This window comes from Cellulomonas wangsupingiae (assembly GCF_024508275.1).
GTDB lineage: Bacteria > Actinomycetota > Actinomycetes > Actinomycetales > Cellulomonadaceae > Cellulomonas > Cellulomonas wangsupingiae.
In genome coordinates this window covers 2,583,146-2,597,652 of the sequence record NZ_CP101989.1, presented here as the reverse complement: position 1 = coordinate 2,597,652, position 14,507 = coordinate 2,583,146, and the positions used below count along the sequence as shown (strand labels likewise).

16 protein-coding genes are annotated in these 14,507 nt (G+C 77.0%); 11 read left to right on the top strand and 5 right to left on the bottom strand.

Features of this window, described 5'->3' with window-relative positions:
- Nucleotides 1-38 precede the first annotated feature (38 nt).
- A complete protein-coding gene (locus tag NP075_RS12050; protein ID WP_227565409.1) occupies nucleotides 39-1,205 on the top strand; it encodes a D-alanine--D-alanine ligase family protein in 1,167 nt (388 codons plus the stop codon).
- Nucleotides 1,206-1,235: 30 nt separating this feature from the next.
- Here the strand turns inward: NP075_RS12050 and NP075_RS12045 are convergent, their stop codons facing one another.
- Nucleotides 1,236-1,709, bottom strand: coding sequence for a DUF3515 domain-containing protein (locus NP075_RS12045; protein WP_227565408.1), 474 nt, complete (start codon nucleotides 1,707-1,709; stop codon nucleotides 1,236-1,238).
- A 112-nt stretch (nucleotides 1,710-1,821) separates the two neighbouring features.
- On the opposite strand from NP075_RS12045, the gene NP075_RS12040 reads away from it, so the two are divergent.
- Nucleotides 1,822-2,799 carry a thiamine-phosphate kinase gene (locus tag NP075_RS12040; RefSeq protein WP_227565407.1) on the top strand — a complete coding sequence of 326 codons (978 nt, stop codon included), beginning with the start codon at nucleotides 1,822-1,824 and terminating at the stop codon, nucleotides 2,797-2,799.
- Nucleotides 2,800-2,832: 33 nt separating this feature from the next.
- On the opposite strand, the gene NP075_RS12035 is transcribed toward NP075_RS12040, so the two are convergent.
- Together NP075_RS12035 and rpmB are read right to left on the bottom strand one after the other, a co-directional pair.
- A complete protein-coding gene (locus tag NP075_RS12035) occupies nucleotides 2,833-3,357 on the bottom strand; it encodes a GNAT family N-acetyltransferase (protein ID WP_227565406.1) in 525 nt (174 codons plus the stop codon).
- Between the two features lie 94 nt (nucleotides 3,358-3,451).
- Nucleotides 3,452-3,643 (bottom strand): 50S ribosomal protein L28, encoded by a 192-nt coding sequence (gene rpmB, locus NP075_RS12030; protein WP_046528726.1) that lies wholly within the window; start codon nucleotides 3,641-3,643, stop codon nucleotides 3,452-3,454.
- 284 nt (nucleotides 3,644-3,927) lie between these two features.
- Here rpmB and NP075_RS12025 point away from each other — a divergent pair, with 284 nt between their 5' ends.
- The 5 genes from NP075_RS12025 to rsmD are packed head-to-tail and all read left to right on the top strand — an operon-like array spanning nucleotide 3,928 to nucleotide 10,585.
- Complete coding sequence (locus tag NP075_RS12025; protein ID WP_227565405.1) at nucleotides 3,928-5,406, top strand: DAK2 domain-containing protein; 1,479 nt, start codon at nucleotides 3,928-3,930, stop codon at nucleotides 5,404-5,406.
- Between the two features lies 1 nt (nucleotide 5,407).
- Entirely contained in the window at nucleotides 5,408-7,651 is a 2,244-nt protein-coding gene (locus NP075_RS12020) for an ATP-dependent DNA helicase RecG (RefSeq protein WP_227565404.1), read from the top strand.
- Between the two features lie 53 nt (nucleotides 7,652-7,704).
- On the top strand, nucleotides 7,705-8,391 hold the full coding sequence (locus NP075_RS12015; RefSeq protein WP_227565403.1) for an ABC transporter ATP-binding protein: 687 nt from the start codon (nucleotides 7,705-7,707) through the stop codon (nucleotides 8,389-8,391).
- Complete coding sequence (locus NP075_RS12010) at nucleotides 8,388-10,022, top strand: DUF6297 family protein (RefSeq protein ID WP_227565402.1); 1,635 nt, start codon at nucleotides 8,388-8,390, stop codon at nucleotides 10,020-10,022. Before NP075_RS12015 ends, NP075_RS12010 begins: the two co-directional genes overlap by 4 nt.
- The gene (gene rsmD / locus NP075_RS12005; RefSeq protein ID WP_227565401.1) at nucleotides 10,019-10,585 is read left to right on the top strand and encodes a 16S rRNA (guanine(966)-N(2))-methyltransferase RsmD; all 567 of its coding nucleotides are present in this window, start codon (nucleotides 10,019-10,021) and stop codon (nucleotides 10,583-10,585) included. Before NP075_RS12010 ends, rsmD begins: the two co-directional genes overlap by 4 nt.
- Here rsmD and NP075_RS12000 read toward each other — a convergent pair.
- Both NP075_RS12000 and NP075_RS11995 read right to left on the bottom strand, forming a co-directional pair.
- Nucleotides 10,540-11,829, bottom strand: a complete 1,290-nt coding sequence (locus tag NP075_RS12000) for a saccharopine dehydrogenase family protein (protein WP_227565400.1) — start codon at nucleotides 11,827-11,829, stop codon at nucleotides 10,540-10,542. The genes rsmD and NP075_RS12000 overlap by 46 nt on opposite strands.
- A gap of 43 nt (nucleotides 11,830-11,872) precedes the next feature.
- Entirely contained in the window at nucleotides 11,873-12,478 is a 606-nt protein-coding gene (locus NP075_RS11995; protein ID WP_227565399.1) for a GNAT family N-acetyltransferase, read from the bottom strand.
- A 61-nt stretch (nucleotides 12,479-12,539) separates the two neighbouring features.
- Here NP075_RS11995 and coaD point away from each other — a divergent pair, with 61 nt between their 5' ends.
- The 4 genes from coaD to rpmF all read left to right on the top strand — a co-directional run bounded on the left by coaD (nucleotide 12,540) and on the right by rpmF (nucleotide 14,492).
- On the top strand, nucleotides 12,540-13,046 hold the full coding sequence (coaD, locus tag NP075_RS11990) for a pantetheine-phosphate adenylyltransferase (protein ID WP_227565398.1): 507 nt from the start codon (nucleotides 12,540-12,542) through the stop codon (nucleotides 13,044-13,046).
- Nucleotides 13,043-13,540 carry a hypothetical protein gene (locus tag NP075_RS11985; protein WP_227565397.1) on the top strand — a complete coding sequence of 166 codons (498 nt, stop codon included), beginning with the start codon at nucleotides 13,043-13,045 and terminating at the stop codon, nucleotides 13,538-13,540. Before coaD ends, NP075_RS11985 begins: the two co-directional genes overlap by 4 nt.
- Before the next feature lie 212 nt (nucleotides 13,541-13,752).
- On the top strand, nucleotides 13,753-14,292 hold the full coding sequence (locus tag NP075_RS11980) for a YceD family protein (RefSeq protein WP_227565396.1): 540 nt from the start codon (nucleotides 13,753-13,755) through the stop codon (nucleotides 14,290-14,292).
- A gap of 2 nt (nucleotides 14,293-14,294) precedes the next feature.
- The gene (rpmF, locus tag NP075_RS11975; protein ID WP_089799764.1) at nucleotides 14,295-14,492 is read left to right on the top strand and encodes a 50S ribosomal protein L32; all 198 of its coding nucleotides are present in this window, start codon (nucleotides 14,295-14,297) and stop codon (nucleotides 14,490-14,492) included.
- Nucleotides 14,493-14,507 lie beyond the last annotated feature (15 nt).

The following is a 14,507-nucleotide window of genomic DNA, read 5'->3' as shown; positions in this document are numbered from 1 at the left end:
GCCCCGGGGCCCGCGCAGGAGGGTAGGGTCGGTGCGCGATGGACGCCACGAAGATCCCCCTGCCCGACGCCGACGGGCGCACCGACGGCGAGACCGGGGACCGTCGTCCCCGTGTCATGGTGCTGTTCGGCGGCCGCTCCGGCGAGCACGCGATCAGCTGCGCGACGGCCGGCGGCGTGCTGCGCGCCATCGACCGCGACCGCTTCGACGTGGTCGCCGTGGGCATCACGCGCACGGGGCAGTGGGTGCTCGCGGACGACGACCCCGACCGCTGGGCCATCCGCGACGGCCACCTGCCCGAGGTCGAGGACACGCGGACCCGCGTCCTGCTCCCGCAGGGCACGGGGGACCGCGAGGTCCAGGTCCTGCACGACGGTCGGCTCGGGACGCCGCTCGGCGCCGTCGACGTGGTCTTCCCGCTGCTGCACGGGCCCTTCGGGGAGGACGGGACCCTGCAGGGCCTCCTGGAGCTGGCCGACGTGCGCTACGTGGGCTCCGGTGTCCTCGCGTCGGCGGTCGGCATGGACAAGCACATGATGAAGCTCGTGCTCGCCGGGTCCGGCCTCGCCGTCGGGCCGTACCGCGTGCTGCCGGCGGGCCGCGCGGTCGACGCGGCGACGGTCGACGCGATCGTCACCGAGCTCGGCCTGCCGCTGTTCGTCAAGCCGGCGCGCGCGGGGTCGAGCCTCGGCATCTCCCGGGTGGACGACCCCGCGGAGCTGCCGGCCGCCATCGAGGTCGCGCGTGCGCACGACCCGAAGGTCATCGTCGAGGCGGCGATCGTGGGCCGTGAGATCGAGTGCGGCGTGCTCGGCGGCCGCGCCGGTGCCCCGGCGCGGGCGTCGCTGCCGGGCGAGATCGTCGTCACGGACACGCGCCACGCGTTCTACGACTTCGAGGCCAAGTACCTCGACGAGGCCGGCGTGACGCTCGCGTGCCCGGCGCAGCTGGCGCCCGACACGGTCGCGCGGGTGCAGGACGCCGCGGTGCGTGCGTTCGAGGCCGTCGGGTGCGAAGGGCTCGCGCGGGTCGACGTGTTCGTGACGCACGACGACCAGGTCGTCGTGAACGAGATCAACACGATGCCCGGCTTCACGCCCTACTCGATGTACCCGCGGATGTGGGAGGTCACGGGCGTGGACTACGCGACGCTCGTCGACGAGCTCGTCGGCCTCGCGCTGGAGCGGCCCACCGGCCTGCGCTGAGCCGCCGCGGTCCGCCGGACGCGCCCGACGTCACAGGCAGCTGCGCTCCTGCGCGGTCCTCGCCACGGCCGGGCCCAGCAGGTCCACGAACGACGTCGAGCGCTCGGCGGCGACGGCCGCCGGGACGCGGAGCTCGACCGCGGGCACGCGACCGTACGTGGTGAACGTCCAGTCGCCGTCGTCCTCGACGACCACCCAGTCCACGGTCGGTCCGCCCGGCGTGGTGACGGACTCGCAGCGGTCCGTCGTGGGGCCCGGCGGCTCGACGCCGCAGCGCAGCACGACGGCCTCGCGCGGCTCGCCCCAGGCGGCCGTGGCCTGGGCGTCGGTGTCGACGCGCGTCAGGCCGTCGCCGAGCGACGCGGGCAGGGACAGCACGACGGACGCGCACACGGGGTCGGTCGCGTGCGGGGCGACCGTGACGGGCACGGTCGACGAGCACGCCGACACCCCGAGGAGCGTGACCGTCGCTGCGGCGGTCAGGACGGTGGGGCGGTGGTGCACCCCGCCACGCTACCCGGCACCGCGGTGCGCCCGTGACGCCGGCACCTGACCGCGGGCCGCCGGCCGGTGCCGGGTGGCCGCTGCGCGCGACCGGACCGTCTACCGTGGTCGCGTGCCGCCCGACAGCCCGCTCGTCGCCGACCTCGCCGAGCAGGACCTGCTCGACCGGATCTTCCCCCACCTGCCCGTGGGGTCGCGCACGCTCGTGCCCCCCGGGGACGACGCGGCGGTCGTGGTCGCTCCCGACGGCCGGTACGTCGTCACGTGCGACGTGCTCGTCGAGGACGTGCACTTCCGCCGCGCGTGGTCCACCGGTGAGGACGTGGGACGCCGGGCAGCGATGCAGAACCTCGCGGACGTCGCCGCGATGGGCGCGCGACCGGTGGCGCTGGTCGTGGGGCTCGTCGTGCCGGGGACCACGCCGGTCGACTGGGTCGAAGGGCTGGCCCGAGGGCTCGGCGCGGCGTGCCGGCCGCTGGACGTCGGCGTCGTGGGCGGGGACCTGTCCGGGGGTCCGGTGGTCGTCGTGTCGGTCACCGCGCTCGGCGACCTCGAGGGACGGCCGGCCGTCACCCGCGCGGGGGCCCGCGCGGGTGACGTCGTGGCGCACGCGGGCCGCAGGGGCTGGTCGGCGGCCGGGCTCGCGCTGCTGACCGCCGGTCAGGCCGACGTCGACCCCGAGCTGGTGGCCGCGTACCGGGTGCCCGAGCCCGACCTCGCCGCCGGACCGGCCGCCGCGCGTGCCGGTGCGACGGCGATGCTCGACGTGTCCGACGGGCTCCTGCGCGACGCCCGGCGGCTCGCACGCGCCAGCGGCGTCACGCTCGAGCTCGACGACCCCGCCGACGCGTTCCCCGAGGACGGCGCCCGCCTGGCGGGCGCGGCGGACGCCGTGGGCGCCCGGGCGTCGGACTGGCTGCTCGCCGGGGGAGAGGACCACGGACTGCTCGCGACCTTCCCGCCGGACGCGCCGCTGCCGCCCGCGTTCCGACCCATCGGGTCGGTGACGGGGCGGTCGCTCGACCCCGTGCTCGTCGGCGGTCGGCCGCCGCAGGCCGCCTCGACGGGATGGGACCACTTCGGCGCGTGACCCCACCGGCACGCAGCGTGCCGGTGGGACCGCTCAGCCCCGGCGGTACCGCACCTCGAGCAGGTCGGCGCCGCCGACGGACTCCAGACGCTCGACGCCGTCCGGGGCGAACCCGTGGCGACGGTAGAAGTGGCGGGCGCGGGCGTTGTCGGCGAGCACCCACAGCGACATCGGCGTGTGCTCGCCGGTCTCGGCCAGCACCGTGCGCATCAGGTCGCGGGCGACGCCGTGCCCCCACGTCCCCGGGTCGAGGTAGATCGAGTAGATCTCCCGCTCGCGGCGCCGCGCGTCCTCGTCCCGGCTCGGCCCGAAGGACGCGAACCCGAGCATCCGGCCGCCCGACTCGGCGACGAGCGTGCGCACGTGGTCGGCGGGGCCCTGCGCGAGCCTCTGCGCCCACCGTTCGGCGCGCTGCGCGGGATCGAGGGAGCGCAGGTAGTCGTCCGGGACGATGCCGGCGTACGCCTCCTGCCACGAACGGATGTGCACGGCGGCGATCGCCGCCGCGTCGTCCGTGGTCGCGGGGCGGATGGTGACCTCGTCGATGTGCTCGACCATGGCGCCCACCCTGCCACAGGCGGGGGGCAGCACGAAGGCCCGCGAGCTGAGCTCGCGGGCCTTGCGGCGTGTCGGTCCTTCGGGTGCGTCGCGCTCAGACGGCGCGCTGCACCTTCCCGGCCTTGAGGCACGACGTGCACACGTTGAGGCGCTTGGGCGTCCCGGCGACCACGACGCGCACGCGCTGGATGTTCGGGTTCCAGCGCCGCTTCGTGCGCACGTGCGAGTGCGAGATGCTGTGCCCGAAGCTCGGGCGCTTGGCGCAGACGTCGCAGTTGGCAGCCACGGTCTTCTCCTGGTTCTGTCCTGTCGCGGGCCGACGGCGACCCGGTGTCGTGCTCGTCCCGCGCCCGCCCTGCGTGGACCGGGCCCGTGGGCCAGGACCGCACGACGATGCGTCGGAAGTCTGTGGGGGTACCCGGACAGGGGCCCGGGCAACCGGGCAAGACTAGCCCATCGCCGGGGTGGCACCCAAATGTGGGCGCGGTGCGGCACAGTGGGGCGCCGGTGCGCCCGACGCCCGGCGGGCGTGGGACGTGACCTCGGGCGAGCGGACGTGAGGAGGGGCCGGTGGGGGTCGTGTCGGGGCAGGACGTGCTCGGTGGTGTCGTGGTGCGCGCGTGGGCGGTGGCCGCGACGACCGCGTGCGGCGCGGCCCGTGAGCGCATCGACGCCGTCAACGTGTTCCCGGTGCCCGACGCCGACACCGGCTCCAACGTCGCGCTGACCGTCGCGGGGGGCGCGGACGCCGTGGCCGCCGCGGGCCCCGAGGCCGACGCCGCGGCGGTCGCCGCGGCCTTCGCGGACGGGGCCGCGCGCGCGGCCCGGGGCAGCTCCGGGATCATCCTGAGCCAGTGGCTGGTGGGCTTCGCCGCCGGGCTCGCCGCGGGCTCCGACGGCATCGGCACGCAGGCGCTGGTCGGTGCCCTCGACCGGGCGTCCGTGACCGCGCGCGGCGCGGTGCCCGACCCGCAGGAGGGCACGGTCCTGACGGTGGCCCACGAGATCGCGGGCCACGCCCGGCGCGCCGCCGGCACCGCGGCCGCCGGCTCGGCCGGCGACGTCCTGGCCGCAGCGGCGGACGCCGCCCGCGCCGACCTCGGCCGGCTCAGCGCGGGCCACGACGTGCTGCGCGCGGCCCGTGTCGTCGACGCGGGCGCGTGCGCGCTCCTCGTGGTGGTGGACGCCCTCGCCCACACCCTGCGCACGGGCGGGCGGCAGCTGGACGGCGCGGACGTCGACCTGAGCTGGCTGCCGCAGGCGGGCCCGGACGTCGTCGCCGGCTGCGCGCCCGCGGCCGGGGGCGCGTTCGAGGTGATGATGCTCGTGCGTCCGGGCTGGCCCGGGGCGGGTGCCCTGGCGTCGGCGCTGCAGGAGGTCGGCGACGCGGTCGCGGTCGTCGACGCCGGCGGCGTGAGGCACGCCCACGTGCACTGCGACGACCCCGCGGCGGCCGTCGGGCTCGTGCCGGCGGACGCGCGTGCGCAGGTCGTGGTGCGGCGGGTCGACGAGCCGGCGCCGGCCGAGCGCGGGCTCGTGGTCCTGACGACGTCGCCGGGCCTCGCCGCCTGGTACGCCACCTGTGGTGCGGTGACGCTCGTCGGCCCCGACCCCGGCCCCCACGAGGTCGCGCGCGCGGCGCTCGACACCCGCGCGGGTCGCGCGGTCGTCGTCGACGCGGGCGTCGGGACCGCCGGCGCCCGGGACGGCGGAGCCGACGACGTGCTCGTGACGACCGGCGACGGTCCCGCGGTCGTCGCCTGCCTCGCCCTCGTGGCCGACCCCGGCCTCGCGCCCGACGCCGCGCGGCAGGCGCTGCGGCGCCTGCGCTCCGCGGGTCCGGTGCCGGCCGACGCCGTCCCGGAGGTCGTCGCCGGTCTGCTGCCGCAGGTACCGGCGGCGCAGGGCGTGACCCTCGTGCACGGGCACGACGTCGGTGCGGACGCGGCCCGCGCCGTCGCCGACGCGCTGGCCGACGCGCTGCCGCAGGTCGAGGTCGTCGTCGCCGGCCCCGCGGCCGGCGCCGCCTGGTGGGTCGGGGTGGACTGACGTGCTCGCCGCCGACCCGCTGGCCGTCCCCCTGACGCGCCTCAACGCCCGCACCGCCAAGGCGCTGGCCAAGCTCGGCCTCGAGACGTCGGGCGACCTGCTGCGGCACTACCCGCGCCGGTACGCCGAGCCGGGCACGCTGACCGACATGGCGAGCCTGCGGGTGGGGGAGCACGTGACCGTCGTCGCCGAGGTCGTGCGCACGTCGTTGCGGCCCACGGCGCAGGGTCGCGGGCTCCTGCAGTCGACCATCACGGACGGGCGCAGCCGCATCGAGCTCACGTTCTTCGCGTCGCACGTCAAGAAGCTCGAGTGGCGCCAGGGCCAGCTGCGCCCCGGCCGGCGCGGGCTGTTCACGGGCGAGGTCTCGGTGTACCGGGACACGCTGCAGCTCATGCACCCCGAGTGCCGGCTGTTCGGTGCGGACGACGACGCGCAGGAGGAGGACGAGGCCCTCGTCGAGGCGGGTCGGCCGATCCCCGTGTACCCGGCGGTCGCGGGGTTCGAGTCGTGGAAGGTCGCGCAGGCGGTCCGCACCGTCCTCGACCCGCTGCGCGAGCAGGACGTCCCCGACCCCGTGCCGGCCGCCCTGCGGGAGCGCGACGCGCTGCCGACGCTGGTGGAGGCGCTGCGCCTCGTGCACGTCCCGCAGGACGAGGCGGACTGGCAGCGGGGCCGCGCGCGCCTGCGGTACGAGGAGGCGCTCGTCCTGCAGGCGGAGCTCGCGCGGCGCCGCGCCCGCGTGGCGCGCGAGGAGGCCGTCGCCCGGCCACGGCGTGACGGAGGGCTGCTCGACGCGTTCGACGCCCGCCTGCCGTTCACGCTCACGGCCGGCCAGCGCACGGTCGGCGAGCAGATCTCCGGCGAGCTCGCGGCGCCGAGGCCCATGCAGCGGCTGCTGCAGGGCGAGGTGGGCTCGGGCAAGACCGTCGTCGCGCTGCGGGCCATGCTGCAGGTCGTCGACGCCGGCGGCCAGGCCGCGCTGCTCGCGCCGACCGAGGTCCTGGCCGCCCAGCACGCGCGCACGCTGCGCGGTCTGCTGGGCGACCTCGCCGAGGGCGGGTTCCTCGGCGGCGCGGGCGACGCGACGCGGGTCGCGCTGCTGACCGGGTCGCTGCCCACCGCGGCGCGGCGAGCGGCGATGCTCGACGCCGCGAGCGGAGCTGCCGGGATCGTCGTGGGGACGCACGCGCTGCTCTCGCAGGACGTGCAGTTCGCCGAGCTGGGCCTGGTGGTCGTCGACGAGCAGCACCGGTTCGGCGTCGAGCAGCGCGACGCCCTGCGGGCCAAGGCCGGCCGGACCCCGCACACGCTCGTCATGACCGCGACGCCCATCCCGCGGACGGTCGCGATGACCGTCTTCGGGGACCTGGAGACGTCGGTCCTGAGCGAGGTCCCCGCGGGCAGGCAGGGCATCACGACGCACACGGTGCCCGCCGACAACCCCCGTTGGACCGACCGGACCTGGCAGCGCGTGCGCGAGGAGGTCGCCGGTGGGGGACGGGCGTACGTCGTGTGCCCGCGCATCGACGGCGACGCGACCGCGGGCGACCCGGCGGACGAGGACGGGTCGGACCTGGTGGTCGACGCCGGACCGACGGTCGGCGCACCGGACACCGGCGCACGCCGGCCGCTGCGGGCCGTGCTCGACGTGGCCGACGAGCTGCGTGCCCGGCCCGACCTCGCGGGCATCGGCATCGGTGTGCTGCACGGCCGGCTGTCCCCCGAGGAGAAGGACCGGGCGTTCGCGGCGTTCGCCTCCGGCGACGCGCCGGTGCTCGTGTCGACCACGGTCGTCGAGGTCGGCGTGGACGTGCCCGACGCGACCGTCATGGTGGTCCTCGACGCCGACCGGTTCGGCCTGTCCCAGCTGCACCAGCTGCGCGGCCGCGTGGGACGCGGGTCGCGGCCGGGGCTGTGCCTGCTGGTGAGCTCGGCGCAGCCCGGGACGGACGCGCACACGCGCCTGGAGACGCTGGCCGCCACGACCGACGGCTTCGAGCTCGCGGCGCTCGACCTCGAGCTGCGGCAGGAGGGCGACGTCCTGGGTGCGGCCCAGCACGGGCGGGGGAGCTCGTTGCGCCTGCTGCGCGTGACGCGGGACGCCGACGTCATCGCCCGCGCCCGCACGGACGCCCGCGCGCTCGTCGACCAGGACGAGGACCTCGGTGCGTGGCCCGCGCTGCAGGCGGCGATTCAGGCGTCGCTGGCCGGCGAGCGCGAGGAGTTCCTCGACCGGGCGTGACCCCGGGGCCCGAGGCGTCCGGTGCCGTGCGCCGCGCTGACTACCCTGACCGCATGGCTCCCGTGGTGCGTGCGCGTGATCTGAAGGTCGGCTACGGGCGGACGTCGGTGTGCGCACCCGTCTCGTTCACCCTCGGGGCGGGCCGGGCGGTCGCGCTCGTGGGGGCCAACGGCTCCGGCAAGTCGACGGTCCTCAAGACCGTCCTCGGACTCCTGGACCCCCTGGCCGGGTCCGTGGAGGTGCTGGGGCGGCCCGTCGACGAGCGCGACGTGACGTTCCGCCGGGAGGTCTCCTCGGTCCTCGACGACGACGCGTACTTCCCGGCGCTGACGGTGTCCGAGCACCTGTACCTCACGGCCCGCGGGCACGGTGTCCTGGGCGCCCAGGACGAGGTCGTGACGCTGCTCGAGGAGTTCGGGCTCGCCGACCACGCGCGTGCCACGCCCGTGTCGCTGTCGTCCGGCCAGCGGCGGCGCCTCCTGCTCGCCGCGGGGTTCGCCCGTCCGCGCTCGCTGCTCGTGCTCGACGAGCCCGAGCAGCGGCTCGACCAGCGCATGCGCGCCCGCCTGGCGGACCGGTTGCGCGCCGAGCGCGAGGCGGGCGGCGCCGTGCTCATCGCGACGCACGACCCGGACCTGGTCACCGCGGTGTGCACGCAGGCCGTGCACGTGTCCGACGACGCCTCCCGCGTGCTCTCGCCCGCCGAGGCGGCCGACCGCATCGCCCGGGTCGCGCTGTGACCGACCTCGACGCGCCCGGCGGCGACGCCTCGCCCGTGGACGACGACCCGCGCGTGGGTGGCTTCGACCTCGGCGAGGTGCCGTCGGCGAGGTCGATCCGGCGGTTCACCGCGCAGGCCGCGCGGGCGCGGGCGGGCGCGAGCATCGGGTCGCTGCTCACCGACCTCTACAGCGTCGTCACCAGCATCGCGATCTCGGTGCTGATCGTCCTGGGCGTGGTGCAGCAGCTGCGGGACTCGTTGCCCCCGGCGCCCCCGGTGCAGGAACCGGGCGGGCTGAGCCTGCCGATGCTGGGCGCGTTCCTCCTGCTGGCGGCCGCCGGCGCGCTGCTGTCGACCGCCGGCAGCCTCGGTCCCGTCGGGACGGAGGGCGCGCAGTCCGCGTGGTGGCTGCCGCTGCCCGTCGACCGCCGAGGGCTGCTGCGGCCCGCCGCCGCGCGGCTCCCGCTGGTGGCCGCGCTCGCGGGAGGGGCCGTCGTCGTCGTCCTCGAGGCGGGACTCCTGGGCCGTGGTGGCGCCGACCTCGTGCGTGCGGGGCTGCTCGGCGCGGTCACCGCTGCCGGAGTCGTGCTCATCGCCGCGTTGGCCCAGTCCCTCGGTGCCACGCGGCGGAGGATCGCGCTCGCGGGTGACGCCGTGCTGGTCGCGGCGCCCGTGCTCGCCGGCGTGGTCGTCCTCGCCGGGCGGACGCCCGCGACGCTGCCGTCCCCGGCCTGGCCCGTCGTGCTCGCGGCGGCGGTGCTCGCCGCCGTGCTGGCGGTGCAGCTCGACCGGCGCCTGGGCGACCTGCCGGGTCGCACGCTGCGCGAGGGCGGGTCCGTCGCCGCCCAGGCGGTCGGCGCGGTCGTGTCGCTCGACTCCCGGGAGCTGGGCCGGGCCCTGTCGGGCGGGGCCGTCGCGGCCACGCGGCGCCGCGTCTCGCGGCTGCGCACGGCACGTGGGCCCGCGACGGCGCTGGTCACCGCCGACCTCGTCGTGCTGCGGCGGTCGCTGCGCCACCTCGTGCAGCTCGTCGTCGCCGCCGGCCTGCCGCTGCTCGCGACCGTGGTGCCGCAGCTGGCGAGCCCGGTCGGCGTGCTCGTCGCGGTGCTCCTGGGTGGGTGGATGGCGTCGAGCGCGAGCGCGGAGGGTGCGCGCTGGGCCGAGATGGCGCCGATCCTCGACCGCCTGCTGCCGCTCGGTGACCGCACCGTGCGCCGGCTGCGCATGGTCGTGCCCGGCGTCGTCATGCTCGTGTGGTCGCTCGTCGCGTTCGCCGCCGTCGGACGCTGGGCCGGTGCGACGCCGGACTGGCTGGTGCTGGCCGTGGTGTCCGCACCCGTGTGGGCGGCCGCCGCGGTCCGTGCCGCCTACCGCCCGGCCCCGCGGTGGGACAAGCCGCTCATCGCGACGCCCGCCGGTGCCCTGCCGACGGGGGTGCTGCAGGTGATCGCGCGGGGCCCCGACCTGGTCGCGCTGTGCCTGCTGCCGCTGTGGATCGCGATCGGGCTGACCACGGTCTCGACGATCATGGTCACGTCGCAGCTGCTCCTGTCGGTGGTCGCCGTGATGATCGCGTCGTCGACCGCCGAGAAGGGCTGGATGGAGCGCATGCTCGAGGAGCAGGACCAGCGCAAGGGTGCGTCGTCGTGACGCGCATCGTGGCCGGCAGCGCGGGGGGACGCAGGCTCAGCGTGCCCCCGTCCGGGACGCGGCCCACGAGCGAGCGGGTCCGGGAGGCGCTGTTCTCCCGCCTCGAGCACCTGGACGCGGTCGACGGCGCGCGCGTCCTCGACCTGTACGCCGGGTCCGGCGCGCTGGGCCTCGAGGCGGCGAGCCGCGGCGCGGTCCACGTCGTCCTCGTCGACGCGGCGCGGGGCGCCGTCGAGGTGTGCCGCCGCAACGCGCGCGCTCTCGGGCTGTCCGACCGCGTCGACGTGGTGGCCGACCGGGTCGACCGCTACCTGGCCCGGGTCGTTCCCGCTGCCACCGACGCGTTCGACCTGGTGCTGCTGGACCCGCCGTACGACCTCGCCGACGACGAGCTGGCGGGTGCGATCGCGGGTGCGGCGCGCTGCACGGCCGCCGGTGGCGTCGTGGTCGTGGAGCGCTCGTCGCGCGCGGCGGCGCCCACCTGGCCGGCACCGCTCGTGGCCGTCGACGACCGCCGTTACGGCGAGACGCGGGTGTGGTTCGCCGAGCGACCCGTGGACTGATGCGCGGGAGCGGGTGCTGACGGGGAGGCCTCGTAGGTGTGCCCGGCCGCACGCAGCCTCTCGACGAGCACGTCCCCGAGGGCCGTCGCGGGGGTGAGCGAGCCGGCGCGGGCCGGGAGCCGGTCGGCGTCGAGGGCGAGGGCCAGCGCCGCCTCGCCCAGCATCACGGCCGTCGCGCTGTAGCCGGGGTCACCGGGACCCGCGGCGACGGACCGGTACCGCCGGCCGGTGGTCGTGACGGCGTGGACGTCCATGTGGAACCAGCCGGTGCGGCGCGTGTGCTCGTCCGGTCCCGTGCCCGGTGCCGGCAGGGCGCGGTCGAGGAGCGCGCGGGTCGGCGGGAGCGCGAGGGCCGCGAGCGCGAGGGGCAGGCCGGCGGCCACGGCGGCCGCGGTGAGCGCCCCGCGCAGCCCGGGGCCGGTGGCCGCGACCTCCTCGTAGCGCAGTCCGCGCCCGTAGGCCCAGCCCTGCAGCGCGTTGGAGCGGCGGACGACGCGCGTGTCGAACGACGCCATCGGCGACGGCGCGACCCACCCGCCGTCCTGGGTGCGGCCCGGGACCGGGGTGTCCGAGGGCTGGGGCGTCACCGGCTCGGCGGCCCGGGCGGGGCTCAGGGCGTAGGGGTCGGCCAGCAGGCGTCGCACGGACGGGTCGCGACCGGCGAGCTCGGCCAGCCCGCGCACCGTCGCGGCCGTCCCCCCGCTGACGCCCCCGCGGGCCGACGCGACGAGGCGCACGTGCCCGAGCGTCCCCGCGTCGTCGGCGGCCACCCGCCGGTGCAGCACCAGGACGGCCAGGTCGGAGGGGACGGCGTCGTACCCGCACGCGTGCACCAGGCGTGCGCCGGTCGCGCGCGCGACCTCGTCGAACGCGTCGGCCGCCCGCCGGACGAACGGCACCTCGCCGGTCAGGTCGGCGTAGTGCGTCCCGGCGCGGGCGCACGCCTCGACGACGCCCAGGCCGTGGCGCAGGTACGGGCCGACGGTGCTGACCACGACCCGCGCGGACCGCGCCAGCGCCCGCAGGGACGCGGCGTCCCCGGTGTCGGCCAGGAGCACCGGCCAGTCCGCGGCACGTGGGGGGAGGCCCGCACGCACCCGTTCCAGCCGCTCGCGGGAGCGGCCCGCGAGGGCGATCCGGGCGTCCGCCGGGGCGTGCCGCGCGAGGTGCTCCGCGACGAGCGCGCCGGCGAACCCGGTCGCACCGAGGACGACGACGTCGTGGTCGCGCGCGGGGCCGGTCATCCGGTCAGGCTCGCCGCACCGCGCGCGGGTCGCAACCGCGCCGTCACGGCCGGTGCAGCACCGCGAGCGCCGGACCGTGCGGGGCGAGGTCGTAGGAGCCCGCGACGACGAAGCCGTGCCGCTCGTAGAACGGCACGTTGCGCGCGTCGGTCGTCCCCAGCCACGGCGTGCCGGCCGCGCCGGCGAGGGCGTCGAGCCCGTGGCGCAGCAGCTCGCCCCCGTGACCCCGCCCCTGCCGGTCGGGGTGCACCGCGAGGTAGTTGAGGTACGGGCCCGGCACCGCGGGGGCGAGCCCGGCGGAGCCTGCCAGCGCCGCCAGCACCTCGGCGGCGCGTGCCCGCCCCACGAGCGCGCGCAGCACGCCCGCCGGCTGCGGCAGCGTGGCCGCGGCCGCGGTGCCGGCGGGGTCGAGGCCGGGCACGCGCCAGGCGGCCACCGCGACGACGTCGTCCGCCGCCGTCAGGACGTCGACGCGGCCCGCCGCCAGGTACCGCTCGAGCGCCGGACCGAGCCAGGCGGCGCACGCGTCGTCGCGCGTCGCGGCGTCGGGCAGCACCCACCGCATCAGCGGGTTGTCGCGGTAGGCCAGCGCGCACACGGTCCGCAGGTGCGCGACGTCGGCCGGTCCCGCCGCGCGGATCGTCGCCATCGCCGCACGCTAGCGGGTCGCCGCCGCGAGCGTCGCGGGTCCGTGACGTAGGTTGGCGTCCGTGAGCATCGCGGTCTGCCCGGGGTCGTTCGACCCGATCACGCTCGGCCACGTCGACGTGGTGCGGCGCGCCCGGAGCATGTTCGACGAGGTCGTCGTCGCCGTCGCCCACAACTCGTCCAAGCGCTCGCTGCTGTCGCCGACCGAGCGGGTGCGCCTCGCCGCCGACGCGCTGCGAGGGGTGGACGGCGTGCGGGTCGTGGCGACGGACGGGCTGCTCGTCGACCTCGTGCGCGACCTGGGCGCGCGCGCCGTGGTCAAAGGGCTGCGCAGCGGGGCCGACCTGGACGCCGAGCTCGCGATGGCGCTGATGAACAGGCACCTGTCAGGTGTCGAGACGGTCTTCGTCCTCGGTGACCCGGGCCTCGCGCACGTCGCGTCGTCGCTGGTCAAGGACGTGGCCCGGCACGGTGGACGGATCGAGGACATGGTGACGCCGACGGTCGCGGCGGCAGTGCGGCACGCGCTGACGCCCGCTGCCGGCGACGAGGGAGGGGACGCACGATGACGCAGGACGTGGACGACGCCGAGGAGCGCACCGAGGGGGTCGCCGGGGTGCTCGACGCGATCGAGGAGGCGGTGGGCCAGGCGCGGGCGATGCCCATGTCGTCGTCGGTGCTGGTGAACCGCGCCGAGCTCCTGGAGCTCGTCGACCAGGTGCGTGCGGCGCTGCCCGACCAGCTGCACCGCGCGGACGAGGTCCTGGCGGACGCCGACGCGGCCCGGTCGGCCGCGCAGGCGGAGGCCGACGCCGTCCTCGCGCGGGCGCGGGCGCGCGCGGCGGAGCTGGTCGAGCAGGAGAGCGTCGTGACGGCCGCGCAGGAGCGGGCGGCCCAGATCGTCGCCGAGGCCCAGGAGACGGCGCACGCGCTGCGCCGCGACGCCGACGACTACTGCGACCGGCGCCTGGCGGACTTCGAGATCGACCTCGGCAAGGTGCTCTCGCAGGTGCAGGCCGGACGCGCCAAGCTCGCGGGCAGGCTCGCGCCGGGCGAGTCCTAGCGCCGTGCCGCCACCGCGCCCCGTCGGGCGTCGCGGTGGCGGTTTGGGCAGGGGCCCGCCGTGCCGTAGAGTTGACGGTCGGTCCTGCCGTTCGTGGCGTGGGCCGAGTCATCCATGCCGCAAGACCGTGCCGCACGCCCGCGTGCGGCACCCACCTGGAACGAGGGGACCGGACCGTGCGCCCATCCCACCTCGATCCCCACTCGCCGTTCGTGCTCGAGACCCATGAGCTCGGTCGGCGTCCGGGGTCGATGCGGACGGTGCAGCGGACGGTCGCGGCACCGGACGATCTCGGCAGCGGCATGATCGGCATCCCCCCCGGGAACGACCTCGAGCTGGACGTCCGGCTCGAGGCGGTCATGGAGGGGGTCCTGGTCACCGGCTCGATCCGCGGCGAGGCCGTCGGGGAGTGCGTGCGGTGCCTGGAGCGGGTCGTCGAGGATGTCGACGCCCCCCTGCAGGAGCTGTACGTCTACCCCGAGCGTGCCGAGGCCGCGGCGCAGAGCGGTGACGACGACGAGGACGTGCGCGAGCTGGAGGGCGACCTGGTCGACCTCGAGCCCGCGCTGCGGGACGCGATCGTGCCCGTGCTGCCCTTCCGGCCCCTGTGCCGGCCGGACTGCCCGGGACTGTGCTCGGAGTGCGGGGAGCGTCTCGCGGACGACCCGGACCACACGCACGAGACGATCGACCCCCGGTGGGCTGCCCTCGGCAGCCTGGCGGGTACTGACGACGAGAAGAGAGAGAGCTGACCGTGGCGGTTCCGAAGCGCAAGATGTCGCGCAGCAACACCCGTGCGCGTCGGTCGCAGTGGAAGACCACTGCCACGACGCTCACCACCTGCCCCCAGTGCAAGTCGCAGACGCGGCCGCACATCGCGTGCCCGTCGTGCGGTGCGTACAACGGCCGTCGCTACGTCGAGGCCGTGCGCAGCGAGCACGAGGCCGTCTGACCTTCGCGGCCCCGA